At 66.0% G+C, this 25,442-nt stretch carries 29 protein-coding genes and 1 pseudogene; 18 read left to right on the top strand and 12 right to left on the bottom strand.

What is annotated here, in order from left to right; all coding sequences use genetic code 11:
- From Q0379_RS17385 to Q0379_RS17370, 4 genes and pseudogenes are all read left to right on the top strand, one after another.
- Positions 1 to 867 (top strand): annotated as a pseudogene (locus Q0379_RS17385) (phenylalanine--tRNA ligase subunit beta); the annotation flags it as partial.
- A 294-nt stretch (positions 868 to 1,161) separates the two neighbouring features.
- On the top strand, positions 1,162 to 1,311 hold the full coding sequence (locus Q0379_RS17380) for a hypothetical protein (protein WP_299014366.1): 150 nt from the start codon (positions 1,162 to 1,164) through the stop codon (positions 1,309 to 1,311).
- A gap of 125 nt (positions 1,312 to 1,436) precedes the next feature.
- On the top strand, positions 1,437 to 1,739 hold the full coding sequence (locus Q0379_RS17375; protein ID WP_099445599.1) for a hypothetical protein: 303 nt from the start codon (positions 1,437 to 1,439) through the stop codon (positions 1,737 to 1,739).
- A complete protein-coding gene (locus Q0379_RS17370; RefSeq protein WP_299014351.1) occupies positions 1,718 to 1,999 on the top strand; it encodes a hypothetical protein in 282 nt (93 codons plus the stop codon). Before Q0379_RS17375 ends, Q0379_RS17370 begins: the two co-directional genes overlap by 22 nt.
- On the opposite strand, the gene hmpA is transcribed toward Q0379_RS17370, so the two are convergent.
- A complete protein-coding gene (gene hmpA / locus Q0379_RS17365; RefSeq protein WP_299014348.1) occupies positions 2,000 to 3,208 on the bottom strand; it encodes an NO-inducible flavohemoprotein in 1,209 nt (402 codons plus the stop codon).
- Positions 3,209 to 3,345: 137 nt separating this feature from the next.
- Here hmpA and Q0379_RS17360 point away from each other — a divergent pair, with 137 nt between their 5' ends.
- Positions 3,346 to 3,786, top strand: coding sequence for an Rrf2 family transcriptional regulator (locus tag Q0379_RS17360; protein WP_299014345.1), 441 nt, complete (start codon positions 3,346 to 3,348; stop codon positions 3,784 to 3,786).
- Between the two features lie 61 nt (positions 3,787 to 3,847).
- Positions 3,848 to 4,375 carry a TIGR00645 family protein gene (locus tag Q0379_RS17355; protein ID WP_299014342.1) on the top strand — a complete coding sequence of 176 codons (528 nt, stop codon included), beginning with the start codon at positions 3,848 to 3,850 and terminating at the stop codon, positions 4,373 to 4,375.
- A gap of 22 nt (positions 4,376 to 4,397) precedes the next feature.
- On the opposite strand, the gene Q0379_RS17350 is transcribed toward Q0379_RS17355, so the two are convergent.
- Positions 4,398 to 5,012: an EipA family protein gene (locus Q0379_RS17350; protein ID WP_299014339.1), complete on the bottom strand. Its 615-nt coding sequence runs from the start codon at positions 5,010 to 5,012 to the stop codon at positions 4,398 to 4,400.
- 152 nt (positions 5,013 to 5,164) lie between these two features.
- Here Q0379_RS17350 and lepA point away from each other — a divergent pair, with 152 nt between their 5' ends.
- Complete coding sequence (lepA, locus tag Q0379_RS17345; protein ID WP_299014337.1) at positions 5,165 to 6,973, top strand: translation elongation factor 4; 1,809 nt, start codon at positions 5,165 to 5,167, stop codon at positions 6,971 to 6,973.
- 106 nt (positions 6,974 to 7,079) lie between these two features.
- Here lepA and Q0379_RS17340 read toward each other — a convergent pair whose 3' ends face one another.
- Genes Q0379_RS17340 through Q0379_RS17320 form a run of 5 tightly spaced genes read right to left on the bottom strand, consistent with a single transcriptional unit; the run spans position 7,080 to position 10,753 of the window.
- Complete coding sequence (locus Q0379_RS17340) at positions 7,080 to 7,700, bottom strand: hypothetical protein (RefSeq protein WP_299014334.1); 621 nt, start codon at positions 7,698 to 7,700, stop codon at positions 7,080 to 7,082.
- A 14-nt stretch (positions 7,701 to 7,714) separates the two neighbouring features.
- Positions 7,715 to 8,290 (bottom strand): hypothetical protein, encoded by a 576-nt coding sequence (locus Q0379_RS17335; protein ID WP_299014331.1) that lies wholly within the window; start codon positions 8,288 to 8,290, stop codon positions 7,715 to 7,717.
- Positions 8,287 to 9,219, bottom strand: coding sequence for a CBASS oligonucleotide cyclase (locus tag Q0379_RS17330; RefSeq protein ID WP_299014329.1), 933 nt, complete (start codon positions 9,217 to 9,219; stop codon positions 8,287 to 8,289). Before Q0379_RS17330 ends, Q0379_RS17335 begins: the two co-directional genes overlap by 4 nt.
- A gap of 2 nt (positions 9,220 to 9,221) precedes the next feature.
- Positions 9,222 to 10,154 (bottom strand): hypothetical protein, encoded by a 933-nt coding sequence (locus Q0379_RS17325; protein WP_299014327.1) that lies wholly within the window; start codon positions 10,152 to 10,154, stop codon positions 9,222 to 9,224.
- Between the two features lie 41 nt (positions 10,155 to 10,195).
- On the bottom strand, positions 10,196 to 10,753 hold the full coding sequence (locus tag Q0379_RS17320; protein WP_299014324.1) for a 7-cyano-7-deazaguanine synthase: 558 nt from the start codon (positions 10,751 to 10,753) through the stop codon (positions 10,196 to 10,198).
- 510 nt (positions 10,754 to 11,263) lie between these two features.
- Between Q0379_RS17320 and Q0379_RS17315 the strand changes: the two genes are divergently transcribed.
- Positions 11,264 to 12,226 (top strand): hypothetical protein, encoded by a 963-nt coding sequence (locus tag Q0379_RS17315; RefSeq protein ID WP_299014321.1) that lies wholly within the window; start codon positions 11,264 to 11,266, stop codon positions 12,224 to 12,226.
- Here the strand turns inward: Q0379_RS17315 and Q0379_RS17310 are convergent.
- From Q0379_RS17310 to Q0379_RS17300, 3 genes are all read right to left on the bottom strand, one after another.
- A complete protein-coding gene (locus Q0379_RS17310; RefSeq protein ID WP_299014318.1) occupies positions 12,223 to 13,116 on the bottom strand; it encodes a hypothetical protein in 894 nt (297 codons plus the stop codon). The genes Q0379_RS17315 and Q0379_RS17310 overlap by 4 nt on opposite strands.
- A 146-nt stretch (positions 13,117 to 13,262) precedes the next feature.
- The gene (locus Q0379_RS17305; protein WP_299014315.1) at positions 13,263 to 14,057 is read right to left on the bottom strand and encodes a hypothetical protein; all 795 of its coding nucleotides are present in this window, start codon (positions 14,055 to 14,057) and stop codon (positions 13,263 to 13,265) included.
- A 48-nt stretch (positions 14,058 to 14,105) separates the two neighbouring features.
- A complete protein-coding gene (locus Q0379_RS17300) occupies positions 14,106 to 14,660 on the bottom strand; it encodes a hypothetical protein (protein WP_299014312.1) in 555 nt (184 codons plus the stop codon).
- Between the two features lie 63 nt (positions 14,661 to 14,723).
- On the opposite strand from Q0379_RS17300, the gene Q0379_RS17295 reads away from it, so the two are divergent.
- Complete coding sequence (locus tag Q0379_RS17295; protein ID WP_099537565.1) at positions 14,724 to 14,903, top strand: hypothetical protein; 180 nt, start codon at positions 14,724 to 14,726, stop codon at positions 14,901 to 14,903.
- The gene (locus tag Q0379_RS17290) at positions 14,900 to 15,520 is read left to right on the top strand and encodes a glutathione S-transferase (RefSeq protein WP_299014308.1); all 621 of its coding nucleotides are present in this window, start codon (positions 14,900 to 14,902) and stop codon (positions 15,518 to 15,520) included. The genes Q0379_RS17295 and Q0379_RS17290 overlap by 4 nt, the downstream gene beginning before the upstream one ends.
- Here the strand turns inward: Q0379_RS17290 and Q0379_RS17285 are convergent.
- The gene (locus Q0379_RS17285) at positions 15,450 to 16,502 is read right to left on the bottom strand and encodes a D-alanyl-D-alanine carboxypeptidase family protein (protein WP_299014305.1); all 1,053 of its coding nucleotides are present in this window, start codon (positions 16,500 to 16,502) and stop codon (positions 15,450 to 15,452) included. The two genes, Q0379_RS17290 and Q0379_RS17285, sit on opposite strands and share 71 nt — an antisense overlap.
- 77 nt (positions 16,503 to 16,579) lie before the next feature.
- Here Q0379_RS17285 and Q0379_RS17280 point away from each other — a divergent pair, with 77 nt between their 5' ends.
- The 7 genes from Q0379_RS17280 (at position 16,580) to Q0379_RS17250 (ending at position 21,805) form a co-directional block, all read left to right on the top strand.
- A complete protein-coding gene (locus Q0379_RS17280) occupies positions 16,580 to 17,659 on the top strand; it encodes a murein L,D-transpeptidase (RefSeq protein WP_299014302.1) in 1,080 nt (359 codons plus the stop codon).
- 88 nt (positions 17,660 to 17,747) lie between these two features.
- A complete protein-coding gene (locus tag Q0379_RS17275) occupies positions 17,748 to 18,335 on the top strand; it encodes a beta/gamma crystallin-related protein (protein WP_299014299.1) in 588 nt (195 codons plus the stop codon).
- 91 nt (positions 18,336 to 18,426) lie between these two features.
- Entirely contained in the window at positions 18,427 to 18,564 is a 138-nt protein-coding gene (locus Q0379_RS17270; protein ID WP_066680434.1) for an entericidin A/B family lipoprotein, read from the top strand.
- A 286-nt stretch (positions 18,565 to 18,850) separates the two neighbouring features.
- A complete protein-coding gene (locus Q0379_RS17265; protein WP_299014290.1) occupies positions 18,851 to 19,243 on the top strand; it encodes a DUF983 domain-containing protein in 393 nt (130 codons plus the stop codon).
- A gap of 96 nt (positions 19,244 to 19,339) precedes the next feature.
- Positions 19,340 to 19,495 carry a DUF3309 family protein gene (locus Q0379_RS17260; RefSeq protein WP_099536351.1) on the top strand — a complete coding sequence of 52 codons (156 nt, stop codon included), beginning with the start codon at positions 19,340 to 19,342 and terminating at the stop codon, positions 19,493 to 19,495.
- 61 nt (positions 19,496 to 19,556) lie between these two features.
- Positions 19,557 to 20,996: an MFS transporter gene (locus Q0379_RS17255; protein ID WP_299014285.1), complete on the top strand. Its 1,440-nt coding sequence runs from the start codon at positions 19,557 to 19,559 to the stop codon at positions 20,994 to 20,996.
- A gap of 56 nt (positions 20,997 to 21,052) precedes the next feature.
- A complete protein-coding gene (locus tag Q0379_RS17250; protein WP_299014282.1) occupies positions 21,053 to 21,805 on the top strand; it encodes a DUF599 family protein in 753 nt (250 codons plus the stop codon).
- Positions 21,806 to 22,441: 636 nt separating this feature from the next.
- On the opposite strand, the gene Q0379_RS17245 is transcribed toward Q0379_RS17250, so the two are convergent.
- Positions 22,442 to 23,977 (bottom strand): class I SAM-dependent methyltransferase, encoded by a 1,536-nt coding sequence (locus tag Q0379_RS17245; protein ID WP_299014278.1) that lies wholly within the window; start codon positions 23,975 to 23,977, stop codon positions 22,442 to 22,444.
- Positions 23,978 to 24,141: 164 nt separating this feature from the next.
- On the opposite strand from Q0379_RS17245, the gene Q0379_RS17240 reads away from it, so the two are divergent.
- Positions 24,142 to 25,431 carry a glycosyltransferase gene (locus tag Q0379_RS17240; RefSeq protein ID WP_299014275.1) on the top strand — a complete coding sequence of 430 codons (1,290 nt, stop codon included), beginning with the start codon at positions 24,142 to 24,144 and terminating at the stop codon, positions 25,429 to 25,431.
- Positions 25,432 to 25,442: the final 11 nt, after the last annotated feature.

Here is a 25,442-nt window from a genome sequence, read left to right as displayed (position 1 = left end):
GAGGCCGTGACCTACAGCTTCACCAGCCGCAAGACCGCCGAGCTGTTCGGCGGCGGCGCAGCCGAACTGGTCCTCGCCAACCCGATCGCCTCGGAGCTGGACTGCATGCGCCCGTCGCTGCTGCCCAACCTGATCGAGGCCGCCGGCCGCAACGCTCGCCAGGGCTTCCCCGACGCGGCCCTGTTCGAGATCGGTCCGACCTTCCACGGCGACAAGCCGGCCGACCAACGCACCGTCGTCTCGGCGATCCTGGTTCCGAAGGCTCCGCGCGGCTGGGACAAGGCCCCGCAAGGCGACGTCTTCACGGTCAAGGCCGACCTGCTGGCCCTGCTGGAGGAGCTGGGCGCGCCCGTCGCTTCGCTGCAGACGGCGCAAGGCTCGGCCTCGTCCTGGTGGCACCCGGGTCGCTCGGCGCGCCTGCAACTGGGCCCCAAGGCGGTGATGGCCGAGTTCGGCGAGATCCACCCGGCGGTCCTCAAGGCCCTGGACGTGGCCGGCCCGGTCTACGGGTTCGAGATCACCCTGGAGGCGATCCCCGAGCCGAAGAAGAAGTCGGTCAAGACCCGCCCGGCCTTCTCGCCCTCGGCCCTGATGCCGCTGACCCGCGACTTCGCCTTCCTGGTCGAGAAGACCAAGGCCGCCGGCGATCTCGTGAAAGCCGTCGCCGGCGCCGATAAGGCGTTGATCACCGCCGCGCGCGTGTTCGACGTCTACGAGGGCCCTGGCGTGCCGGAGGGGTTCAAGTCGGTCGCGATCGAGATCGTGGTCCAGCCCCGCGAAGCCACCCTGACCGACGCCGAGATCGAGGCCCTGTCGGCCAAGGTCGTGGCGGCGGCCGAGAAGGCGGGCGGGAAGCTGCGCAGCTAGTTCCTTCTCCCGTTGCGGGAGAAGGTGGCAGCCGCCAGGCTGACGGATGAGGGGTCGCGCAGGCGGCCCCTTTTTCGTTGGATAGGGTGATCAACCCCTCATCCGGCGCTGCGCGCCACCTTCTCCCGCAAGGGGAGAAGGATTTCGATCTGCCGACTTTCCAGGCGCCAAGCCTCGCCACAGGCAAAACCCGCCCTCGCCCGCGACCGAACGTCCCTGTTCCGGGCAAGCCCTTGCGCGGTGGCGGATGTCACGCTACCTGTAAGAAGCGCTAATTGGACTCATCGCTTCCACATGCAATCGACGCTCGCCTTCGCCGCCTTCGTGACCACCGGCCTCGCCGCCGTGGCTGCGATGTCGTGCGCGGTGTCGATGTGGAACATGATTAACCAGATTAAAACCGTGCGAGTTCGAACGGGGCAAAATCGGCGCAAGCAGCGGTAGGAAACCTACCAAAACCAAAGCCGAAGGATCGCAAGATCTCCAAAAAGCCCCGCTCACCCGAGCGGGGCTTTTTTGTTGCGCGGTTCCTCGGTCCTCCAAGTCTCTCAGATCCAAGGACCAACACGATGAGCTACCTGCCCTCTCCACCCGCTTTCCACAGCGACGCCGACGGCGTCACCGTGCACCAGTTGCTGCTGGCCGCGCAGGATGCGCCCAGCGCGCTCGACGCCGTTCGCCAAGGCCTGGCCGACAGCGGCGCCGAACTGTGCGGCCTGACCCTGAAGCCCGTCGGCCAGATCGTCGAAGCCTCGCTACGCGTGCGCCATCTGGGCGACCAAGCGGCTCGACTGCTGGCCCGCGACCTCGCCGCCTGGCCAGGCGTAAACTCGGCCTCGGTCGAGCACCAGTGGGTGCGCCCGTGCGCGTAGAAGGCCCCAAACTCGAAGAAGACAAACGTCGTCTCTTCCTCGTCACCGCCGAGGACACGCCCGACGCCCTGATGCGCGTTCTGGGCGTGGCCTCGGTCCAGCAGGCGCGGCTGCGCGCCCTGTCCGCCGCTCCCGAGGGCCAGCACATGGCCATTAGGCTCGAGATCGACGACCAGGGCGACGCCCGCGCCGAAGCCCTGGCGTCGCGCCTAGCCGCCTGTCCGGCCGTGCGCGGCGTCGGCTTCGGCTGGCGGCAGTAACTAGGCCGCCAGGAGTTCGTCGGCGGGGCCGAAGAATTCGTACTTGATGCGGTCAGGCGAGACGCCGGCCGCGGCCAGCCCCATCACCAAAGCCCGCATGAACGGCCGAGGGCCGCACAGATAGAAGTCGGCCGTGTCGAAGGGCGTGTTGGCCTTCAACCAGTCGATATCCACCATGCCGTCCACGTCGTGGGTCACGCCCACCGCGTCGCTGGGCAGAGGCTCGCTATAGAACGTCGCCACCCGCGTGTGGCCGTGCGCGGCCGCAAGGCCGCGAACATGGTGCGCCATCGCATGGACGCGGCTGTTGATCGCCCCATGGACGAAATGGGTCTCAAGCTCGGGGTGATCCTTGGCGATCGCCTCCAGCATGGCGACCATCGGCGTCAGGCCAACACCGCCGCTCAGCAGCACCACCGGCCGATCCGGCGCCGGCGCCAGATGGAAATCCCCCGCGGGCGGGGTCGCCTCGACGATGTCGCCCTCGGCCACGACGTCGTGCAGGAACACCGAGCCGTGGCCCTCGTCCTCGCGCTTGACCGAGATGCGAAAGGTCTCGCCGTTCGGCGCGGCCGAGATCGTGTAGTTGCGCTTCAGGCCCTTTTCCGAGGGCGTGTCGAAACGGAAGGTCAGGTACTGGCCCGGCCGATGGGCGAGCACCGGCCCTCCGTCGCGCGGGCGTAGGACAAACGAGGTGATGACCTTGCTCTCGCGGATCTTCTTTTCGACCACGAACGCGCGCCAGCCGACCCAGCCCCCTGTCGCCGCGGCCGCCGCGTCGCGGATCGCCGCTTCCCGCCCCTTCAGGATGTCGGCCAGGAACCAATAGGCCTCGCCCCAGGCCGTCAGGATGTCCTCGTTCGCCGCCTCGCCCAGCACGTCGACCAGCGCGCCCAGCAGAGCGGTCGCCACCGCCGCGTAATGCTCGGGTAGGATGTTGTAGCCCACGTGCTTTTGCGCCATGCGCTCGACCGCGCCGCCTAGAACACCCAGATTGTCGATGTTCTGCGCATAGGCGAGCACGGCGCCCGCCAAAGCCTTTGGCTGCGCGCCCGACGTCTGGTTGGCGTGGTTGAACAGCGAGGCGATGGCCTCGTCCTGGAACAGGCGCGCGTACATCGCCTTGGTGATCGCCTCGCCATGGACGGCGAGGACCGGAGCCGTCGCCTTCACCACCGCGATCGTCTTTTCGCTAAGCTGCGTAGCCATTTCAAAACCCCTCAAAGATGCATTTTCGGCGCATCTATCTCGGAGATCGTCGTTATGCAATATTAAATGCATTTAATTTGCATCTTTTAGCCCACGCCGCTCGACGGACTGTCGCGGCTGCTGATAAGTCGTATGCAATGCGCCTGACTCGGTACACCGACTACGCTCTGCGCGTACTTCTGCACCTCACCGCTTATGATGAGCGGCTGGTGTCGATCGGTGAGATTTCGCGCGCCTATTCGATCTCGCAGAACCATCTGATGAAGGTGGTGCAGGACCTCAGCCGGACGGGTTTCGTCACGGCGGTTCGAGGCCGGAACGGGGGGCTGCGCCTAGGCCGCCCCCCCGAGGAGATTCGCATCGGCGACGTCGTCCGGCACACCGAGGACGGCTTTCAGCTCGTCGACTGCAGCACCTGCAAGGTCGCGCCGGCGTGCACCCTGCCCCGCGGCCTGAACGAGGCCACCCGCGCCTTCCTGGCGGTTCTCGACGGCTACACCCTGGCGGACATGGCCAGCGCCCGCAGCGACCTTCGCATGCTGCTCGGCTCGCCAAACCCTAGTGACCCAGCAATCTGATCGGTCAGGACGTGACGAACGTCATGTCGCCCGACTAGGCTGGAGCTTGACGGAGGCCTTAATGAAGAAACCGGTTCTGGAATTGTGGCTCGAGCGCGGCCTGTTCGCCTCGCGCTGGCTGATGGCGCCGTTCTATGTCGGCCTCGTCGTGGCCCTGGCGGCGCTGATCGTGGTCTTCTTCCAGGAGCTGGCGCACGAGCTGCCGCACCTGCTGGCGATGAAGCCCGAGGACGCCATCCTGATGGCGCTGTCGCTGATCGACCTGTCGCTGGCCGCCAACCTGCTCGTGATCGTCATCCTGTCGGGCTACGAGAACTTCGTCTCCAAGATCGACACCGCCAGCCACGAGGACCGGCCCGACTGGATGGGCACGGTCGACTTCTCGGGCCTCAAGATGAAGCTGATCGCCTCGATCGTGGCGATTTCGGCGATCGCCCTGCTCAAGGCCTTCCTGAAGCTGACCGAGCCGGGCCAGGCGGTGGATCAGGTCCGCCTGTTCTGGCTGGTGGTCGTCCACCTGTCCTTCGTCGCCTCCGGCGTGCTGCTGGCCGTGATGGACTGGCTGAGCGGCAAGGTGGCGAAGCACTAGCCTCTCCACGCGCCGCGCGAGCCTAGAACGGCAACGTGCGGCGCTTGCGGCTGTAGCCCAGATAGCCGACGTTCGCGCCGAGGCGCAGGCCGACGCCCGCGCGGATCGGCGCCAGGGTGATCTCGTCAGCCTTCTGGTAGTTCACGCCCAGGCCGCCGATCAGATAGGCGCTGCCTTCGACGCCGGGGAAGCGGCGGAAGATCGCGTCGGGATATTGCAGATTATAGCAAAGGGTGAAGACGCGGCTGGCGTTGCCGCCCCAGTCCCAGCCGATCGAGGGGCCCTGCCAGAACACTTCCAGCGTCGGACGGCCCTTCATGTAGAGCAGGCCGCGACCATAGCGCAGACCAACGGCGAAGGCGCCCGAGCCCTCTTCGCCCGCGATATAGCCGGTGGGCTGGCCCTTCTCCTTGAACACTCGCTCGATCGCCGCGCCGGCGCTCTCGGCCGTCACGCCCAGGAAGTCGGAGGTGGCGCGGACCATCTCGTCGCGCGAATAGGTCGAGGCGCCGCCCGTCTGATAGGTCGGACCGCTGGATCCCGCCGGCGGGGGATTCTCCTGCAGCGCCAGCGCATCGGTCGCCACGGCGCTCAAGCTCGCGGCGGCGCCGGAGAGGATCAGCTTGCGACGGTCCATGGGTGGGCCTCCAGGTCGGTTACTTTGCAACACTGTTGCAAGCCATTGAGACCGGTTTGCGGCCCCAAACTTAACGCGCGGTTAAGCATGTCCGCCCGCTAGCCCGCACCCGCCCCCTCGCGAACCGGGCCAAATGTGCTAGAGGCTCGCTCATGACTTCGACGCCTCTCGACAAGATCCGTAACTTTTCAATCGTGGCGCACATCGACCACGGCAAATCGACGCTGTCCGATCGGCTGATCCAGACCACCGGCGGCCTCACCGCGCGTGAGATGAGCGCCCAGGTCCTGGACAACATGGACATCGAGAAGGAGCGCGGGATCACCATCAAGGCGCAGACCGTGCGCCTGACCTACAAGGCCAATGACGGCGAGACCTACATCCTCAACCTGATGGACACCCCCGGGCACGTCGACTTCGCCTACGAGGTCAGCCGCAGCCTGGCCGCCTGCGAAGGCTCGATCCTGGTCGTCGACGCCAGCCAGGGCGTGGAAGCCCAGACCCTGGCCAACGTCTACCAGGCCATCGACAACAATCACGAGATCGTCCCGGTCCTCAACAAGGTCGACCTGCCCGCCGCCGACGTCGACCGCGTCAAGGCCCAGATCGAGGACGTCATCGGCCTGGACGCCTCCGACGCCGTCGAGTGCTCGGCCAAGACGGGCCTGGGCATCCCCGATGTGCTGGAAGCCATCGTCACCCGCCTGCCCGCCCCCAAGGGCGACCCCAACGCCCCGCTCAAGGCCCTGCTGGTCGACGCCTGGTACGACGCCTATCTGGGCGTCGTCGTCCTGGTCCGCATCTTCGACGGCACGCTGAAGGCCGGCCAGCAGGTCCGCATGATGCAGACCGGCGCCACCCACCGCATCGACAAGGTCGGCGTCTTCACGCCCAAGGCCACCGACGTCGAATATCTGGGCCCCGGCGAGGTCGGCTTCTTCACCGCCAGCATCAAGGAAGTGGCCGACGCCGCCGTCGGCGACACCATCACCGACGAGAAGAAGCCCACCGCCGAACCGCTGAAGGGCTTCAAGGAAGTGGTCCCGGTCGTGTTCTGCGGCCTCTTCCCGGTCGACGCCGCCGACTTCGAGGACCTGCGCGCCGCCGTCGGCAAGCTGCGCCTCAACGACGCCAGCTTCACCTACGAGATGGAGAGCAGCGCCGCCCTCGGCTTCGGCTTCCGCTGCGGCTTCCTGGGCCTCCTGCACCTGGAGATCATCCAGGAACGCCTGTCCCGCGAATTCGACCTCGACCTGATCGCGACCGCCCCATCGGTGGTCTACAAGATCCGCTTACGCAACGGCGACGAGATCGAGCTGCACAACCCGGCCGACCTGCCGGACGTCATGCAGATCGAGGAGATCCAGGAGCCCTGGATCAAGGCCACCATCTTCACACCCGACGAGTACCTGGGCGGCGTCATCAAGCTGTGCCAGGACCGCCGCGGCATGCAGCGCGAGCTCAGCTATGTCGGCAGCCGCGCCATGGTCGTCTACGACCTGCCGCTGAACGAGGTGGTGTTCGACTTCTACGACCGCCTGAAGTCGATCTCGAAGGGCTACGCCAGCTTCGACTACCAGCTGGAGGACTACCGCGCCGGCGACCTGGTCAAGATGTCGATCCTGGTCAACAGCGAGCCCGTCGACGCCCTGTCGATGCTGGTCCACCGCACCCGCGCCGAAAGCCGCGGCCGGGGCATGTGCGAGAAGATGAAGGAGCTCATCCCCCAGCACATGTTCGTCATCCCGATCCAGGCCGCCATCGGCGGCCGCATCATCGCCCGCGAAACCGTCCGCGCCCTGCGCAAGGACGTGACCGCCAAGTGCTACGGCGGCGACGCCAGCCGCAAACGCAAGCTTCTGGACAAGCAGAAGGAAGGCAAGAAGCGGATGCGCCAGTTCGGCAAGGTCGAGATCCCGCAGGAAGCCTTCATCGCCGCCCTGAAGATGGACGAGGATTGATCGGGGCGGTTAGCGCCGGATTGCTGAGTTTAGAGCGCCCCCGCCGGGAGACTGGCGGGGGCGTTTTGAAGTCGGTTCGAGCCATTCCCCCGAGCCAAAGCGTGGATTACGCGGCTAATGCGCGCTTTGACTCCACTGCATGACGCCAAAGTACAAGATCCACTACTCCAACTGGGTCGCCAGTAGCGAGCGCTATGCGATCACATAGTGCTTGGACCGAACCGCACCCCCAAGTGTTCGCAGTTCTAACTAGGTGGCGGTCAGCCTTGGCGACGCCATATCCAAGATTCTTGGCGAGATGGGACGCGGTGATTGGCCCGATGAAGGGCAGCGCTCTGAGGCGCTCAAGCGGCTGCTCTGCAATGCGGTTCCGCAGCGCGGGCCAATCGGAATCCACTTTCATTGCAATGTCGATGATCGCGTCGATCTTTCCTGCGTGGGCAAACACCGTGAGCGCAGCGGCTCGGCATCCAACAGCGCTCCGGGCGATCTCAGCGGCCTCCCAGTCACAAAAACAGAGCGTGATCGCGGGAAAGAGGCGCCGAGCAACGGCTTCTCGAAAGCCGGAATTGATGATTACCCATGCCGCTTCCGACAGGAATTCTTCGGGAGTGATTTGATCAGGGCAGCGGCTCGCCTGCCACTCGATCTCTTTTTCAAAGCCTGCCGATATTACCGCCAATTTGGCTGATCGGTAGAATTGCACCGGATCGTCGAACCGCTGCATCGTCTTTCTCCCCACTACCAGAGCGGGTTGTCGCGCAGGATAAACTTCAACTTGGTTAACAGAATTAAAGCGCCGGGGTGATCATCGAGATGCTTGCTAACCGCGACCTTCAATTTGTGGTGACGCTTAGTCCATAGGAAGTCAGCGTCGGGCACGGGGAGCGCGGCATTGGCTGTCATAGCTTGCTGCGCCCGCACCCTTGCATATTCGGCCTCTGACACAGACTGCGGCTCTCTTGCGATCAATATGCCTACTTCCCGCTTAAGGTCAGCGTGAAGGCTCATAGAGCGTGCATGAGCGTCGCTGCGCGCCTTCCAGTCAACGCGAAGCTGAACTATCCCAAGAAAGAATTGCACGATGCCAATGAAGCCAATCCAGATAATCGGACTTATCGGTACCGGCGTGAGCTTGCGAGAAATTGCAGGATCAACAAACGCAAGCGAAACGAGATAGACCCCTAATCCCAGCGCAATGAGATCCAGCGCCACCGCGCGGCGAGCGAACATGTCTCGTAATCGCGCATGTTGTGAGCACGTTTGGTCCGTGACCCGAAAGAGCCTGCGAAGCTGGTCGGCTTCCTCTTCGGTCATAGGTCGGCACCCAGAATAGCTTTCCACTGGTCGAGGGATTGGGCCGTGGTGGCATTCCTCATGCGCCGAGCAATACGTTCTAGAACGTGGCCGCGCGCCACCCGATCAGCACTTTGAGCAGGACCAAGATACTCGTCTACATGGACGGATTGGCCGGTGCTATCTCTTATGGGGGCGAGGACAAGCCGCGCGGCTTTTTCGAAATAGGCTGGAAGCATCTCGGCAGCTACGCGCGAGCCTGAGTAGTTTCGGAACGCCGCAATACCCAGACTCTCCATGTGATAGCCGCTCAGCCGAAGGGGTTCTGGTAGCGTAGCGTTCACCGCCTTGGCGAGCTTGATGACGGGAACAAGTTTTCCTCCGCAATCTGCGTTGGCTGTCGAAAGCGCTTTCTGGAAGCCCTCCGGGTTTATGTGCGACCACCCGCTCGTGCGAGAGGACGGAACTCTCAGCCCGGTATCGGTACGAATCGCCGGAAGGAGTTGGACCTCCATTCCATCTGCGTATTCAACCGTGACTGCCATTCGCCCCCTACTTACGCGAACGACATCCTCAAGGCGCCCCGAAAGGATACCCACCATTCTATCAAGCGCATCCGACGGCGACTTACCTGCTAGAGAAGTATCATTAATTATCAGAAGGGAGTCGATGTCGCTCAGACCATCAACATAGGTCTTTTTCGCTACCGAGCCGCCGAAAAGCTGGTCGAAAGACCCTTCGAGGACGTCACTCAAGCGCGCTTTAACTTCATCTAGCCGCTCTCGCACGAGCGCTGTGTCGCGAGCGTTATAGGCTACGAGTTCATCGCCAATAAACGCTGACAGAGCAGACTGAAATCCTTCCGAGACGAGCTTATCTTGCGAAGCTCGCACTTCTCGCGCGATCTCCTCGGGGGATCTGCTAAATCGGCCTCCGCCGCCGCCAGCCATTTTTAGCTCCTAAGCCTGCTGTGGAGGTTCTCATGCGCTTTTTCTATCAGGTCGGCGTGATGCCTGAATGCAGAGAAGTCTCCGGTGTTCGCAAATCTCTGCATCTCAAGCTCCATGTCTCGAAGATATGAATGGTTCTTGAACCAGCAATGCGCATCTATAAGCGGCGTTTTCGTATTTATGGGTAGGTGTAGGTTTCCGTAATTTTGCTTGTATATCGTATATCCATCAACGTAAGCATACCTTAGCCACGTCAATCCATCGAATATATCGGCACCAGAAACAAAATATAGCAATGTAGAAATGGTATCTAGACTTCCAAACACATGTATAGGGGTGCTCATGCCCACAGAATCAAGCGCCTGCCTGATTTTGGCGATATTGACCATTCTATCTAATGTGGAAGTTCCTAGCTCCTTCTCCGTTAATCCGATAACGGAGAAGGGGCGCAGATCATTTATAGAGGCGATGACCGAGGCGATCTGAACAAGAGTCTGATCTTTCGTTTCTGGCTTCAATAGAACTTCATGAATTAGTTCAGGACGCAACGCCACGCCCTCTAGGGCTAGCCTTATCTGCTCTTTGACTGAATGTCGTTCACGCGGATGATCGTAACTAATGACGACTGTTGGGGAGGACGGTAGCGCAGGCCACGCCTTTACTACTTCCTCGTAAAAACCTCGCTCCCACTTTCTGGGAACGTATTCCTTATCACCGACGTCCGATAACTCGTGTTCCTTGCTGGCCTCATAGCCGCCGCTATCCAAAAAGCTTACGGACGGAAAGGTGAATGGCGGCTCTATATATTCGTAATGTACATCGTAGGCGCTAAACAGCGCAGGTCCATCGACGACCCCACTAGTGAACTCCACTATGTTTTTGACGTCTGGAAACCCCTTACTTGAGAACGAAGGAACAAGCATCGGAGTCTGCAAGTCTAGATCCGCAGGGCCAATGCGGCGACGTTGAGCCAGCCTCATAGGAAGTCCCTATCTCGACAAGAAGCGCATTCACCGCAGGGCGGAACGGTTCCAGCCTCGCAGCTATAGGTCATGGCAACGGGGACCTGTGCTGACTTAGCGAAGGAGGCCACATCTGCTTTTGTCCAATCGGAAAAGGGAGAGAATAGCCTCGCCTCGCCGCCTGACTGCTCCTCCATCAACTGCGCGATGGATGTGAGGAAAGCCTTTGAGCAGTCGTAGTAGGAAGTACCGGCGTGAATGCCTGTAACCACGACCTTTCGTCGAGGCCCCACAAAACAACTAGCCGCCAGAATCAAGAAGGCATTGCGTCCCACGAGTTCACCAGTCGCGACAGATGCCGAGTGACGAACTGACAGAACTTCGTATGGAGCGTCATAGTGCCTAGCGATGGCAGCAGAAGCTTTTCGCTCCTGCGCGGCAGCGGGCTGGCCATAGTCAAAAAAAACAGCGCGCGCATCCGCACCGTTGGCCTTCAAAAACGCAAGCGCAGCGGCGCTATCCAAGCCGCCGCTGAGCAGGACTACGTGATCAAGCCCTTCCTCGCGATCCAAGGCGCCCCCGCTCCCCCTATATCATCGACAAGGTATAACAACGTTCGCCGTATGCGCTAGTCTCGCCACGCTTCTACCGTTGCACACAGCAGATATTCCGAAGCGGGCGCCAGCTTCACGACGAGGGTGTCGATGATTTCGAGCTCTCGGACGAGATGCGCGCTGAAATTCGTCGAGATGTCCTCGGCGTCGTTTCGCCGGCCGAGAGGACGCCGTAGTCGCATTCCTGCTGGCTGATTAGCCTTAGGGGCGGTTACCCCGCCACGCGACGCCGCGCTCTACCAACTGCGCACAACTGCCACCGAAGCCGCTCGCGGCAACCTCGACGACGTTGCGGTGATATTCGCCTTAACGTCCAGCTTCTGGATGAATGCCAACGCAGCAACTGGCGCAACTTCGCCCAACTTTCCCCCACCTCTTCCCACACCTAACCCCCTGAAATCCCTCACCCCGACCCCGCTCTACGCCCCGCTGCGTCCTCGGTGTCCGGAGCGGCCGTATTCTAGGGGCATGAGCAAATCACATCCCGACGCCCGCCCCACCTGGTTCCGCCTCTCGGAGGACTCGTGGGCCCAGATCGCCGACGCGTACAAGAACGGCGCGACCGCCGGCGAGTTGTCGGCCAAGTGGAAGGTCTCGGCCCGCACGATCTATCGCTACGCCAGCCTGTACGGCTGGACCAAGAAGGCGCACGGCGACGCGGTGGCGCGCGAGCACGCCGCGGCCGTCGAGGCCGAGGCCGAGGCTTCGCGGCGGGCGGCGCTGGGCGGCGCGGGGGCGCTGCCCGGCGAGCTGTGGCTGACCGGCGACGAGGACGACGACGAAGAAGCCTTCGTCGCCGGGTCGGGCGCCACGCCTCTCCCGCCCCTCTCGACCGATCCCTCCGACCTGAAGGCCGCGACCCTGGCGCGCCTGGCGGCGGCCATCCGTGAGGGGCGGGACCAGGAGGCCCTGCGGCTGACCACCCTGGCCGACAAGCTCGGCAAGCTGAGCGAGTCCGGCGAGACGGGGCGGCAGGCGTTCGGCGAGGACTACGACCCCGAGCGGGCGCGGCTGATGCTGACCGGCTTCGTCGACTGGCGGCCGACGCGGGCCCATGTCGAGCACGAGACCGAATGCATGTTCCGCTCGGTCTTCCTGATCGCCCTGGCCATGCTGGTGAAGCCCGAGGCCGTGCCGGGCCTCTTCAAGCGGCGGGTCTACCGCTTCCGCCGCGACTACCTCGGCGAGGACGATCCCGAGGCCCTGGAAGGGGCGGAGCGGATCACCGACCATATGCTGCGCGAACACGATCAGCTGTTCATGGACTTCACCGAGGACGAGCCGCGTCCGGCCCGCAAGCTGCCGTGCCGGACCTGGCCGCCGCCGCGTCCGCCCTATCCCTCGCGCAAGGACCTGGCCAAGGAGGCCACGCCCCTGCCGCCGGCCGAGCCCCGGCCCGGGGCGGTGCGGTATGGGCGGCGGGGGCGCTAGGGGCGGCCGCCCTCGGCCAGGTACTGCGCCTCCCACCAGCCCAGCAGGCGCTGTTCGCGCATGACGGCGAAGAAGCGCATCAGGATCTGGGCGTGGCGTTCGGAGAAGGCGCGCCAGCGGGGCTCCTCCATCAGCTGGGGCGGGATCAGGTAGCCGCGGCCGACCTTCTGGCACAGGCCGTTGTCGGTGATGCGCAGGGCGTTGCGGCGAACGCTCTCGAACGGCAGGCCCAGGGACCGGGCGATGGCCGAGGCCGAGACGGACTTGCCGTCGCCGGCGGCCAGGCTGCCGTCGAGGATGGCGAACAGCATGACGACGCTGAACGGGTCGCCGACCATCGGCATCAGGGCCTCGATCAGGCGCAGGAAGTGATCGACCCAAAGCCGCATCATCTGGCGCACCGGCGGCGGCTGGTCCGGCGTCGCGGCGGGGACGGCCGACAGGCATTCGGCGCGGCGCAGGTTGGCATAGAGCTGGGTGAAGGTGTTCCAGGTCTCCATCGCCATCTCCACCGCGTGCGGCGAGTAGGTGAAGGCCTGGGGCAGGATGACGCCGTCGTCGCTCATCGCCAGGATGCCGGCCTCGGCCAGGGCGACCACGCGGCGGCGCGCGGTCTCCTGCGGCACGCCCAGCGAGGTGGCGATGGCGCGGACGCGGGCGGGCCGCCGCATGTCGTCGGGCGGCGAAGCCTCGAGGCCCGCATAGGTCTTCTGGAACTCCGGGTCGCGGGCCAGGGGCGCGAGATTGGCCTGGGCGATGGCCAGCATCAGCAGGGTGTCGAGCGCCGAGCGGTGCCCCTGCTTGCGAAAGCCGTTCGGGATCAACTGAGCCGAGAACGCCAGGCACAGGCCTTCGCAAGTCCTGTCCAACGTCGCGGTCGATGCAGTCATGATATCGAAACCCTGGGAAGGGCTCCGGGACCTGCCCCTATGCTTGGTCCTTTCGCCCGCCCTTAATCTGCGCCCTTGGCTGGTCTAGTGCGCGGCGCGGGCGGGCGCAATTCACATCCTGACCGGTATGGTTTTGCGGGCGGACGTCAGGCGAACGGCGGGCTCAACCGGAAGAAGCGGGCGTCGCCCAAGAGGTCGTAGACCCGCCGGACGCGGAAGATCTCGGGGCGGGCGCGGGCGAGGTCCAGCTCGGCGGGCGTCAGGCCGAAGGGCGCGACGTCGGCGCCCAGGGTCGTCTTGACCGCCAGCAGGCGCGGCGCGGCCTCGAGGTCGAAGCTGATGACGTCGCAGCCTTTGGGGTCGCCGGCGCGGGCCAGGCGGACCTGGCCGGCGAGGTCCGGGCGGCCGTGGTCGGTCAGGCGGCGGGCCTCGTGGGCGACGATGCTGGCCGCGCCCAGGCCGGGCAGGAAGCGATCCTCGGCCGCTCGCGTCGCCAGGTCGAAGCGCTGGATGATCCGGGCCAGGGTCTCGTCCGGCGGCAGGGGCTGGGGCGGCGCGGCCTCGATCAGCGGGACGGCCGGCGGGGCGGCGAACAGGGCGTCGGGCCGGACGGCGGCGGCCAGCAGGGCGGGCTTGGCCGCCAGGGCGTCCTCGACGGCGGTCAGCAGCGGGACGTCATAGGTCCAGCGCGGCGGCGGGTCCTTCAGCACCGGCAGGCCGATCAGCGACAGGACGGCCGTGATCTCGCCCTGCTTGGCCATGACCGGCATGCCGGACTTGCCGGTGACGAAGCGGACGGTGCGGTCGTGGGTGGCGCGGTCGACGGGCTTGCCGGCCAGGGTCTTCTCCAGCTGGGCCAGGTAGTCGCCGACCACGACGGCGAGCTCCGCGCCCGTCCACTCGCGCCCGATGGCCTCCCGTTCCGCCGAATCCCCCGTCATCGGACGATCCTGCGCCAGCGGCGGCGCGCGCGCCAGAAGCTTGAGCGGCTAGCCGCCGGCGGGCGAGGCCCGAGGCGCCTCCTGCACCGGCGTCTGGTCGGCTCGCAGTCCCGCCAGCTCCATGGCCCGGCGCAGGGTGGTGACGGGGTCGGCGTTCTCGACCTTGAAGGTCAGGCTGGCGGTCTGCGCCGGGTTCTCGCCGAGATTGGAAAAGCCCCCGGGCCGCTGGGCGTTGAAGGTCACACCATAGGTGCGGCCGGCCAGCACCCGGCAGATCAGGACGAAGGTCTTCTGGTCCGACAACAGCCGCGGGGTCTTCACGCAGTCCAGCGGCTCGGCGCCGGGCGCGGGCGCGTAGTTCCAGGCGGTCGGCGACATCTGCTGGTCGAAGGCGGCCTTCAGGATCAGGATCCCCGGCTCCACCGTCTGGTCCTGGGCCGGATAGGTCGAGACCAGCTTGGGCGGCAGGGTCGGCGGCAGGATCAGCACCGGCGAGACGGCGTTGGGCGCCTCGGCCGCCGGCTTCGGCGTCTGGGCATGCGCGCTGGTCGCGGCCAGGACGGCGCAGAGGACGGCGGCGGGAACCAGACGGCGAGGCGGCATCTTTCCAGAGTGGCCGGCAAGCGCGGCCTTCTCAAGGCGCCAAACGAGGCCTACATCGCGTTCATGACCGACAAGACCGACGCTCCCGCGCCCGAGGGCGAAACGCCGATGCAGCGCGCCCTGCGCCTGAAGAAGGCCGCCCAGGGCCGCCATGGCCACGGCCCCAAGGCCTCCAGCGGCAAGGTGGAGCGCGCCAGCGCCGCCGCCCCGACCGGCAAGTCCAAGCCCTGGATGACCCGGTGACGATCCCCAAGGTCCTCGGCCGGACCTCGTCCATCAACGTCCGCAAGGTCCTCTGGACCCTGGACGAGCTGGACCTGGCCTATGAGCGCGAGGACTGGGGCGCGGGCTTCGCCTCGACCAAGGACCCGACCTTCCTGGCGCTGAACCCCAACGCCCTCGTGCCCGTGCTGATCGACGAGCATGGGGCGCTGTGGGAGAGCAACGCCATCTGCCGCTATCTGGCGACGGGAACGCCGTTGCTGCCGCAGGACCGGCGCCCGCGGGCGATCGTCGAGCAGTGGATGGACTGGCAGGCGACCGAGCTCAACACCGCCTGGCGCTACGCCTTCGCGGGGCTGGTGCGCAAGACGCCGGGCTTCGACGATCCCAAGCAGATCGCCGCCAGCGTCGAGGCCTGGAACACAACCATGGGCCTGCTGGACGCGCGGCTGGTCGACACCGGGGCCTATGTCGCCGGCGACGACTTCACCCTGGCCGATATCGTGCTGGGCCTCTCGCTGCACCGCTGGCTGCGCAGCCCGATCGAGCGCGCCGAGTGGCCCGCCCTCACCGCCTATTACGCGCGACTGAAGCAGCGGCCGGCGTTCGCGGCGTGGAGCCTTCCGCAGGTTCCGTGACGGGTTCCGCGCCGTCCTGCGGCAGGCTGGCGATCGGCGTTCCGGGCAGCATCGCCTCGCCTGTCCACTCCCAGTGCCAAGGCTCGTAGACGTAGTTGACGAAGCCGAAGCGCCCGGCGTTCGACACCATCCAGCGATAGAGCGGCGAGCGCGCCATCGCCAAGCGGTTAGCGTCGACCGAGGAGTCCGGTCCAAAGCCCGGCGCGGCGTCGATGAACAGGTCGACCGCCAAGCCGGTGCGATGGGCCGAACAGATCGTCCGCACCCGACCCTGGCAGTTCTGATCGCGGGCGCAGCGCTGGGCGTCGGCGTCCGGCGCGCGAAATCCGGAATAGATCTTCAGAGCCTCGGGCCGCCCCAGCACGCCCGCCGCGCGCGCCTCGGCCGCCATCCGGCGATAGGCCTCCAGCGCGGCGGGCCGCAACTGAATGGTCTTGCCGCCATAGCTTTCGTCGGGACGCGCGGTCGCCAGGCTGGCCTCCGTCGGCGCCCCTGGGCACACGCCGTCGCGGTTCACGCGAACGAACGGCCGCGCCAGGTGCCAGCGCGGCAGCATGACCGCGAAGGTCGCCGCGTCCATCATCCCCGTTCTCGCCAGCTTGTTCTGCGCCTGCCACCGCGCCAGGGCGGCGGCGAAACCATCGGAGCCCGGGGCGCAGCTCGTGCCGATCTCCGCGGCGATGCGCGGCGCGTAGATTTCCCACCCCGTCTCGGGCTTGCCGAACGGCGACCAGGCCAGGGCGGACAGCGAAGCGGCGTTCGCCGCCGCGGCGCCGGGCGGCCCCGGCTCGCTCCCCACGCAGAGCGCCGGCGCGGCCACCAGTGGCGGAGGAATTTCGGCGGAGACACCAACCTGGGATCCGGGCGAGCGCGCATCCTGTCGCGCCGGCGCGCCCGGCGGCCAGATCACCCACAGCCAGAACGCCCCGACGGCCAACGCCAGCACGCCCAGCCCCCACAGCAAACCACGCAGCGCCCTCAAATCCGGCCTCACAAGCGGTGGAACTTCGCCATGGCTCAAGCCTTCAAGCGGTGAAGTCGTTCCCGCCTGGAGTTTTCATGACCGGTCTGGTTTCCCGTTTCGCCCTCGTCGCCGTCCTCGCCCTCAGCGCCTGCGACGACAAACCACCGGCCAAGCCCGCGCCCGCCAACACCGTGCAGAAGGCGCCCGTTCCGACCATCGCGGCGCCGCCCGCCTCGGCGGCTGCCTCGCCGATGGCGCAGGCGATCAACGCCGCCGCCTTCGATCCCGCCGCCACCGATCCGCAGGCGCGGCGCGACGTCCTGATCCGAGTCCAGACCCTGCTCGACCGCGCCCATTTTTCGCCCGGCGTGATCGACGGCCGCGACGGCGGCAACCTGAAGCTGGCGATCCAGGCCTTCCAGAAGGCCCATGGCCTGACGGTCGACGGAGAGGTCAGTCAAGCGCTGCTGGACGCCCTGGTCGCGGCCGACAACGGCCCCGTGCTGGTCAACTACACGATCACCCAGACCGACGTCGCCGGCCCGTTCACGCCCCAGCTTCCCAAGGAGGACTACGAGGCGATGGCTCAGCAGCCGGCCATGAACTATCACGACGTCGTCGAGATGCTGGCCGAGCGCTTCCACATGGACGAAGCCCTGCTGCGCGAACTCAACCCCGCCGCCAATTTCAGCCAGGCCGGCGCCGCGATCGTCGTCACCGCGGCGGGAGCCGACACCCTTCCAGCCAAGGTCGCCCGGATCGAGATCGACAAGACCCTGGGCCAGGTGCGCGCGTTCGACGAGGCTGGCGCGCAACTGGCGGTCTATCCGGCCACGGTGGGCAGCACCGAACGTCCCGCTCCGTCCGGGGAATGGGCCGTGCGGACCCTGGCGCCGCGCCCGACCTACACCTATGACCCGACACGGCTCACCTTCGGCAAGCCCAAAGCCAAGCTGACCATCCAGGCGGGGCCGAACAATCCGGTCGGCTCGACCTGGATCGACCTGACCAAGGACACCTACGGCATCCATGGCACGCCGGATCCCAAGCTGGTCAACAAGCGCGCCTCTCACGGCTGCGTGCGCCTGACCAACTGGGACGCGGCCGAGCTGGGGTCTGCAGTGACGAAGGGCGCGAAGGTGACCTTCATGGGCGTGGAGGCCCGCGCCAGCTAAATGGCCGCAAGCTGAGCCGTTCAGGCTGCGTTCAGTCGGCGACCCGTCATAGTGTGTTCAAGACACGCGCTCGAACGGGGAACACCGAATGTCCAAGACGCTTAGCCTGACGGCCCTCTCCGCCGCCGCCCTGCTCGCCGGCTGGGCCGGCGCCGCCAGCGCCCAGGCGCCGGGCTGGGACGGGCGCTACGACGAGCCGCCGCGCGGCTCCTACACCCGCTCGTGCCGCGAGATCACCGCCTTCGACGGCCGCGTGTGGGCGCGTTGCCAGAACGGCCGCGGCGGCTGGGAATGGAGCAGCGCCCGGGCGCGTGACTGCGGTGGCCAGGGCTTGGAGAACCGCGACGGACGCCTGCAGTGCGCGGGCTTCGTGGGTCCTGGCCCCGGCCCCTTCCCCGGCCCTGGCCGTCCGCCGGGCGGCGGCTGGCGCGCCGACGCGGTTCTGTTCGAACACGCCGGCTACGACGGCCGCGTCTACGAGGTGCGCGGCGACATGCCTGACCTTGATCAGGCCGACTTCAACGACAAGACCTCGTCGATCAAGATCCTGCGCGGAGCGTGGGAGGTCTGCGAAGACGCCTACTACCGGGGCCGCTGCACCGTGATCGACCGCGACCAGGGCGTCCTGCCGCGTGACTGGAACGACCGGATCAGCTCGATCCGCCGCGTCCGATAAGGGCCGACCACGACCATGGGTCGCGCCCTCTTGATGGCCGGCGCGGCCCACGGTTAAGGTCCCGCGCCCTCGAGAACAGTGGAGTTAAACCATGCGTAAGATCGTTGTCCTGGCCGCCGCCGCGGCCGCCCTGCTGGTCTCGGCCTGCAACACGATCGAAGGCGCCGGGCGCGACATTTCCGCCGCCGGCCGGGCTGTCAGCAACACCGCGAAGGACGCCAAGAACTGATTGAACCGGCCTCGCGACGCCCAGGCTGCAAGCTTTGCCTCGCGAGGCCGGATCGCGGAATCTTCATGATGCGGAATACAACAGCCGAAATCATCGGCGAAAAATAAACGACGCGAATATTCTTCCCGTAAACCTCGTTCCAAAATTCCGCCTATCCGCGTTCTACGACCCCGGCCTTTTCCGACGCATCCGCCGCGAATATGTGCGGAATACTTCGTCAAGGCCGGGACATATCGTCGCCGTGCGACCCCGCGTCGCCCTTTTCTTGCCAGGCCAGGAAGCGCATATGGACGCCATGTCCGAGACCACCACCGCTCCTTCGCTGCTCACCGGCCTCAAGCGCGGCCTCCTCCATCGTTGCCCGAACTGCGGCGATGGACGCCTCTACATGCGCTATCTGAAGGTCGACCCCGAGTGCGAGGCGTGCGGGCACGAACTGGGCGGCTACCCGGCCGACGACGGCCCCGCCTATTTCACGATCCTGCTGATCGGCCACCTGTTCGTGGCCCCGCTGCTGTTCTTCCCCTGGATCTGGACGGCGCCGCCGATGCTGGTCGCGCCGCTGACCCTGATCCCGCTGGCGGTCCTCACCCTTCTGCTCCTCCCGCGCATCAAGGGCGGCGTCATCGGCGCCCTTTGGGCGATCCGCCTGCGCAAGGCCGAAGACACGCCGAGCTAGGCTCTCCGGAACCGACCTGGGCCGTCGGGTATTCCCAAGACGTGATCCCAGCGTCGCCGTGGTGGCGGACGCGGGAGCGGAGGGAAACCACGGACCATGCTCGGCACGATCCTCATCATCATCCTGATCCTGGCCCTGATCGGCGCGCTGCCCACCTGGGGCCACAGCCGCTCTTGGGGCTACTATCCCTCCGGCGGCCTCGGCCTGATCCTGGTGATCATCATCATCCTGGTCTTGATGGGCCGGATCTAGCGACCTTGCTCTAGATCGGCGTTCGCCTAATCTCCCCCTCAAGCAAGAGGGGGAGATGACCATGACGGCGAACGCCGACGCGCCCGCGGCGCGACTTTCGCCGACGGCCCGCGCCCGGGCCATTCTCGGCGGATCGGCCGGCAACCTCGTCGAATGGTACGACTGGTTCGCCTACGCCGCCTTCACCCTCTATTTCGCGCCCGCGTTCTTTCCGAAGGGCGACCAGACCGTTCAGCTGCTGCAGGCGGCGGCGGTCTTTTTTCTGGGTTTCGTGGCGCGCCCGATCGGCGCCTGGCTGATGGGCCTCTACGCGGACCACTCCGGGCGGCGCGCCGCGCTGTCGGCCTCGGTGGCTCTGATGTGCGCCGGGGCGCTGATCATCGCCGTCACGCCGGGCTACGCGCGGATCGGCCTATGGGCGCCCGCCATCCTGCTGTTCGCGCGGGTGCTGCAAGGCCTGTCGGTCGGCGGCGAGTACGGCGCCAGCGCCACCTATATGAGCGAGATGGCCGGCAAGGCGCGGCGCGGCTTCTGGTCCAGCTTCCACTATGTGACCCTGATCGCCGGCCAGCTGCTGGCCCTGGGCGTCCTGATCGTGCTGCAGCGACTGTTGCCGGAGGATGCGCTGAAGGCCTGGGGCTGGCGGGTTCCGTTCGTGATCGGCGCCCTGTTGGCCGTCGTCGTCTTCTGGATCCGGCGCGGCCTGGACGAGAGCATCTCGTTCAAGCAGGCCGGCCCACGCGAGAATCTGTCGCGCCGCCAGGTGACCATCGCCGCCGCGCTGCTGGCCCTGACCGTGATCGCCGGCGTGATCGGCGTGACGACCGGTCCGCTGGCGCGCCCCGGCCAGATCCTGGGCGCTGCGTTCCTGGTGCTGTTCTTCGTGTCGCTGATCGTGCCGCTGGTGCGCCTTCACCCGCGCGAAAGCCTGCTGATCATGGGGCTGACGGCGGGCGGGTCGCTGACCTTCTACGTCTACACGACCTACATGCAGAAGTTCCTGGTCAACACGGCGGGCTTCTCGAAAGGGCAGGCGTCCGAGATCAGCGCCATCAGCCTCGTCGGCTTCCTGCTGGCCCAGCCCCTCGCCGGATGGCTGTCGGACAAGGTGGGACGCAAGCCGATGCTGATCGCGGCCTTCGGCGGCGGCGCCCTGTCCATCTGGCCGATCATGACCGGGATCTCCCAAGCGACCACGGTGACGGGCGCCCTGGCCCTGATCCTGGCCGGCGTGGCGATCCAGTCCTGCTACACCTCGATCAGCGCGGTGGTGAAAGCCGAGCTCTTTCCCGCCCACGTGCGGGCGCTGGGCGTCGCCCTGCCCTACGCCCTGGCCAATGTGCTGTTCGGCGGCACGGCCGAGATGGTCGCTCTGGCGTTCAAGCACGAGGGTATGGAAAGCACGTTCTACGTCTATGTCGCGGGGGTCATGACCCTGGGCCTGATCTGTTCGATCATCCTCAAGGACACCGGCCGGCACAGCCTTATCCACGAAGATTGATAACGGTAACGCCGACCCCCGTTTTCCGACTCTCCGCGCCCGTCTAGATTGCCGCCATGCCGTTGCTCGACATCTTCGTCCTCACCGTCTTCACGCTCTGCTGGCTGCTGTACGAGCCCATGCTGCGCCGCCTGGGCGAGGCCGGCGGCGTGATCAACACCGACATGACGGTGATCCGCCGCCGGTGGATGCAGGAGATGGCCGTGCGCGAGGTCGCGCTGCTGGACGGCCAGTTGCTGGGTCATGCGATCAACTCAGCCAGCTTCTTCGCCTCGTCGAACCTGATCCTGATCGCCGCGGCGGCCGGGGTGCTGTTCGGCGGCGACAGCGCCTGGAAGAGCGTCGAGGGCCTGGCGGTGCTGGCCAAGACCACGCCGATGATGTTCCAGATCAAGCTGGGCTTGGTGCTGATCGCCCTGGCCCGCGGCCTCCTGGACTTCATCTGGTCGATCCGCCAGATGAACTACTGCCTGGCCGCGATCGGCGCCGCGCCGATGTGGGCGCCGCCCAAGGTGCTGGAGGAGTACGCCGAGGCCGCCGGGGGCATTCTCAATCCCGCCCTGTCGGCCTTCAACGCCGGCGTCCGCGCCTACTATTTCGCCCTGGCCGCGGCGTGCTGGCTGCTCGGCCCCCTGCCCTTCATGACCGCGACCCTGGGCGCCATGACGCTGCTGCTCTGGCGCCAGCGCCGCAGCCGCGCCTCGATCGCGGTTCACAAGGTTCGCGAGATCCTGGAGCGCCAGCCGGTCGTGCACGGCCCCCATCTCGACAAGCTGAAGAAGCGGCCGCCGCCCAAGGACCGCGCTTAGAGCCCCTTAGCTTCGGACGGAGTCGTCGAAGGCGTTCAAAGGGGGTCTCAAGGTTTGACGATCGAGCCTGTTCGCCGCTCTAACTCGGCCTTGGGAACACCCCGCTCGACGAGGCGTTCGACACCCGAACAGGACGCCACATACAACAAGCCCCGCCGGCGACTCGGTCTCCGGCGGGGCTGATGGGAAGTCTTGTGGGTAGACACCCTCTTCATATCTTAACTGGTGTCGCTTCGCAACCACTCAGCGGCGAGATTCCGACATTTTAGCCTGATTTCGCGTTGCAACTTCCGCTATCGCGCCGGCGACGTCTGATTCTTGCCGTCGCCGTCAAAATATCGAACTCGCCACAAGCGCTACCAGGCAAGAGCCATTAAGATCATCGCCCCGTTGTGATCTCGCGAATGTATCAACGAGCGAATTTTTATCTCCAATATTCTAATTCTCACCGCTACACCCGACAAAACACAGTGATTTTCGGGAAGAACTGCACTTCCGCCCTGCGCCGCTCAGCGCAGGACATCACGAGGCGCGAACACCACTAGAAATTAACGCGCCGCAACCGCCGCGCCTCGACCGCCAGCGCCCCATGGGATGGCGACGCTCTCGTCAGACGCGTAGCGCGACGGCCGATCATCAGACGCCGAGGGCGCTCAAGACCGGCAGCGTTCCTTGCCCCCACTCCCGCGCCTGCCGCTTGAGCTCGTTGAGATTGTCGTCGCCCTGGAGCGTCGCCCCGTCCCGGACCAAGGCCTGCCCTTGCGCCTGTAGAACCGACCAGGCGAACTGAGCCCAGTCGTCCGGACCCTTGCCGCCGTTCTGCTTGCTCAGCCAGAACATCTGCTGGAAGCGGTTGACGCCGACGCCGCCGCCGATCACCGGCGACGCCAGATGACCGATGTCCGCAGTCGAAAGCGCGCGACGCGCGATGATCTTGTTGAGCGCCAGCGTGCGGGTCTTGGCCTTGCTGAGGTCCTGACCGGGCGCGACCTGCTGGACCACGCCAAGGCCCAGAAGAATGGTCAAGGCCGACATCAGCTGCGCGAAAAGGATGTTCTTACCGGCGACACCAGCTTCCAGCTCGGCGATCGTATGAGGCTTGTAGTCCAGCAAGAGCTCATAGATCGGCTGGTAGATCGTCTCGATCAGCTGAGCCTCCGTCAGAACGCCCCGCACCTTGGAGGGAAGGCTCTCCTTGGCGAAGGCGAGGATGACCTTCTCCTCGCGAAGAGCGGCGACTTGCTCCTGCCCCGTCAAGTCGCGAACGCCGCGGATCCAATAGTCGCGACGGAATTGCTGGTTCACGCAGTAGTCACGGATCGTTTCGCGCAGCGAGACATCGGGAATGGCCTTCATGAACTCCGCCTGCTGCGGCGTCACGTTCAGCTCGCTCAAGGCGTCGAGCGTATGGGCGGAGCTGGCGAACCCAACCTTCGCGTCGCTCAGCCAGCGCTCCATGTCGGCGAAGTACATGGGGTGCCAGTCGCGGTTCATGTACTCGTGGGCCAGATACTTGCGATCCTGTCCGCGCACCTGCTTGAGCCGCTCCACGGCGCCGGGATTGGCCTTGGCGTAGAGCGGGGCCAGCCCCAGGAACTGGTCGATGAAGCCTAGGGCCGCGTCGGTCTGACCGATAATGCCCTGGCCCGGCGCGCCCATCACGTCGGCATGACGCTTCATCAGGTGCCGGATGGGCGCGGACGCCGACCAGCCTGGAAGGGTGTTGTACGAGATGTAGAGCACCCCGCCCGGGCGCAGCTTCCGCCGGATGAAATCGACCAGCACGCCGCGATTGTCGTCCGAGATCCAGGTCCAGATCCCATGCAGGCCGATGAAGTCGAAATCGGGCAGGTCGCTGCGATGGCAGAACTCGGCGAAGGCCTCGTCGTAGAGCTTGGCGTCCGCGCCAGACAGACGGACCATTTCGGATGCGAAGGCCGCCTGCGACGGGTTGAAGTCCGTGCCGTACCAATCCACGCCCGGCTGGGCGGCGGCGTGGATGGAAACCGAGAGGCCTTGGCCGAAGCCCAGCTCGCAGGCGTTCTCAATGCGCGGCGCGTGACGGCCGGCCAGCAGAAGCGGCAAACGGCAGCGAAGCGGGTTCAGCTCGGCGTAGTAGCCATAGGTGTAATTGACGTCGGTGACGTACCCTGCGGTCCATTCGGTCGACACGCGCTCTCCCTATCTGTCCAGCCTCCCCTTCGGTGATAGCGACACGAATGGTTGTGACTGACAAGTTCGCGCATGTCAGTTGCACGCTTTTTGGCGTGGCCCCGGCGCAAGGCAAATCGCTATAGCTGCTTATCCTTCCGCGAAACCGCCCCGGCCAAGATCTGATGACCTCACCGCTCCTGTCTCTTTGGCGGACCCTCCCCACGCCGATCCGCCGGGCCGCCCATCTGGCGAAGGCCGCGCCGGGGGCGATGTTGTCGGACGCGCGGCGGCGGCTCGATGAGTTCGCCAAGGCCCAAGCCCTTCGCGCGGCCGAGGCCAGAACCCTGCGCCGCACGCGTCGCCGTAACCGCCGCCCTAGCCTTCCGGTCACCGTCGTGGGCTTCCACGGCGCCGTCCACGGCCTGGGAGAGGGCGCTCGAATACTGGCGCGAGGCTTCGCCGACGCCGGCCTTCCCGTCCGCGCCGTGGACCTGTCGACATTCGCCGGCATGCCCGTCGACTTCGAAGCCGCCTATCCGCCGCCGGGCGCGAAAGAACGCGGGGTCGTGATCTCGCACATCAACCCGCCCGAGCTCCTGCGCTGGGCGCGCGAGACGGAAGGCCTGCTTCTCGGGGGACGGCGGCACATCGGCTACTGGGCGTGGGAGCTCGAGGACGCCCCCGCCGCCTGGGCGCCCGCCTTCGACCTCGTGGACGAGGTCTGGACCCCCTCGGCCTTCGCGGCCGATGCGCTGCGCAAGATCGCGCCGCCGAGGGTCAAGGTCACGCCCCTGCCCTATCCGCTCTATCTCAATCCCCGGCCTGTCGCCGATCGCGCCCGCTTTGATCTTCCGGCCGACACCGTGGTCGTGCTGATGGCTTTTGACCTGCGCTCGACCGCCCAGCGCAAGAACCCGTACGCGGCGCTGCGTGCGTTCCAGGCGGCCAGGCGTCAAACCTCTCGCGCTGCGCTGCTCGTCTGCAAGGTGGTCGGGGCGGACCTCTATCCGGAAACCTACGCGGCCCTCGCCGCCGACGTCGCCGCAGACCCGAGCATCCGGCTCATGCGCGAAAGCTTGTCGGCCGAGGACATGGCCCTGCTGACGGCCAGCAGCGACATCATCCTGTCCCTGCACCGCTCCGAAGGCTACGGCCTGCTGCTGGCCGAGGCGATCTGGCTGGGCAAACCCACCCTCGCGACGGGCTGGTCCTCGAACGTCGAGTTCATGGATCCCGCCTCAAGCCAGTTGGTCGATTACGCCCTGATCCCGGTGGAAGGCGACGGGGCGATCTATCAGACCGGACGCTGGGCGGCGGCCGACGAGGACGATGCGGCCCGCAAGCTGGCGCGGATGATCGACGACGAAGCATGGCGCGCGCAACTGGCCGCCGCTGCGTCCCGCAACGGCCATGTGTCGTTCGATCGCGCGGCTTGGCTGGACGCCCTTCGCCGCCTGCTTCCCGTGCGCTAGACCACGTCGCG

Source organism: uncultured Caulobacter sp., from assembly GCF_937900395.1.
Classification (GTDB): Bacteria; Pseudomonadota; Alphaproteobacteria; order Caulobacterales; family Caulobacteraceae; genus Caulobacter.
This window is presented reverse-complemented; position numbering and strand designations above follow the sequence as displayed.

Excerpts from the sequence above, each read along its gene's own strand:
- Q0379_RS17380 (WP_299014366.1), top strand. The coding sequence starts at position 1,162 with ATGCAATCGACGCTCGCCTTCGCCGCCTTCGTGACCACCGGCCTCGCC.
- Q0379_RS17375 (WP_099445599.1), top strand. The coding sequence starts at position 1,437 with ATGAGCTACCTGCCCTCTCCACCCGCTTTCCACAGCGACGCCGACGGC.
- hmpA (WP_299014348.1), bottom strand. The coding sequence starts at position 3,208 with ATGGCTACGCAGCTTAGCGAAAAGACGATCGCGGTGGTGAAGGCGACG.
- Q0379_RS17360 (WP_299014345.1), top strand. The coding sequence starts at position 3,346 with ATGCGCCTGACTCGGTACACCGACTACGCTCTGCGCGTACTTCTGCAC.
- Q0379_RS17355 (WP_299014342.1), top strand. The coding sequence starts at position 3,848 with ATGAAGAAACCGGTTCTGGAATTGTGGCTCGAGCGCGGCCTGTTCGCC.
- Q0379_RS17350 (WP_299014339.1), bottom strand. The coding sequence starts at position 5,012 with ATGGACCGTCGCAAGCTGATCCTCTCCGGCGCCGCCGCGAGCTTGAGC.
- lepA (WP_299014337.1), top strand. The coding sequence starts at position 5,165 with ATGACTTCGACGCCTCTCGACAAGATCCGTAACTTTTCAATCGTGGCG.
- Q0379_RS17340 (WP_299014334.1), bottom strand. The coding sequence starts at position 7,700 with ATGCAGCGGTTCGACGATCCGGTGCAATTCTACCGATCAGCCAAATTG.
- Q0379_RS17335 (WP_299014331.1), bottom strand. The coding sequence starts at position 8,290 with ATGACCGAAGAGGAAGCCGACCAGCTTCGCAGGCTCTTTCGGGTCACG.
- Q0379_RS17330 (WP_299014329.1), bottom strand. The coding sequence starts at position 9,219 with ATGGCTGGCGGCGGCGGAGGCCGATTTAGCAGATCCCCCGAGGAGATC.
- Q0379_RS17315 (WP_299014321.1), top strand. The coding sequence starts at position 11,264 with ATGAGCAAATCACATCCCGACGCCCGCCCCACCTGGTTCCGCCTCTCG.
- Q0379_RS17310 (WP_299014318.1), bottom strand. The coding sequence starts at position 13,116 with ATGACTGCATCGACCGCGACGTTGGACAGGACTTGCGAAGGCCTGTGC.
- Q0379_RS17305 (WP_299014315.1), bottom strand. The coding sequence starts at position 14,057 with ATGACGGGGGATTCGGCGGAACGGGAGGCCATCGGGCGCGAGTGGACG.
- Q0379_RS17300 (WP_299014312.1), bottom strand. The coding sequence starts at position 14,660 with ATGCCGCCTCGCCGTCTGGTTCCCGCCGCCGTCCTCTGCGCCGTCCTG.
- Q0379_RS17295 (WP_099537565.1), top strand. The coding sequence starts at position 14,724 with ATGACCGACAAGACCGACGCTCCCGCGCCCGAGGGCGAAACGCCGATG.
- Q0379_RS17280 (WP_299014302.1), top strand. The coding sequence starts at position 16,580 with ATGACCGGTCTGGTTTCCCGTTTCGCCCTCGTCGCCGTCCTCGCCCTC.
- Q0379_RS17275 (WP_299014299.1), top strand. The coding sequence starts at position 17,748 with ATGTCCAAGACGCTTAGCCTGACGGCCCTCTCCGCCGCCGCCCTGCTC.
- Q0379_RS17270 (WP_066680434.1), top strand. The coding sequence starts at position 18,427 with ATGCGTAAGATCGTTGTCCTGGCCGCCGCCGCGGCCGCCCTGCTGGTC.
- Q0379_RS17265 (WP_299014290.1), top strand. The coding sequence starts at position 18,851 with ATGGACGCCATGTCCGAGACCACCACCGCTCCTTCGCTGCTCACCGGC.
- Q0379_RS17260 (WP_099536351.1), top strand. The coding sequence starts at position 19,340 with ATGCTCGGCACGATCCTCATCATCATCCTGATCCTGGCCCTGATCGGC.
- Q0379_RS17255 (WP_299014285.1), top strand. The coding sequence starts at position 19,557 with ATGACGGCGAACGCCGACGCGCCCGCGGCGCGACTTTCGCCGACGGCC.
- Q0379_RS17250 (WP_299014282.1), top strand. The coding sequence starts at position 21,053 with ATGCCGTTGCTCGACATCTTCGTCCTCACCGTCTTCACGCTCTGCTGG.
- Q0379_RS17240 (WP_299014275.1), top strand. The coding sequence starts at position 24,142 with ATGACCTCACCGCTCCTGTCTCTTTGGCGGACCCTCCCCACGCCGATC.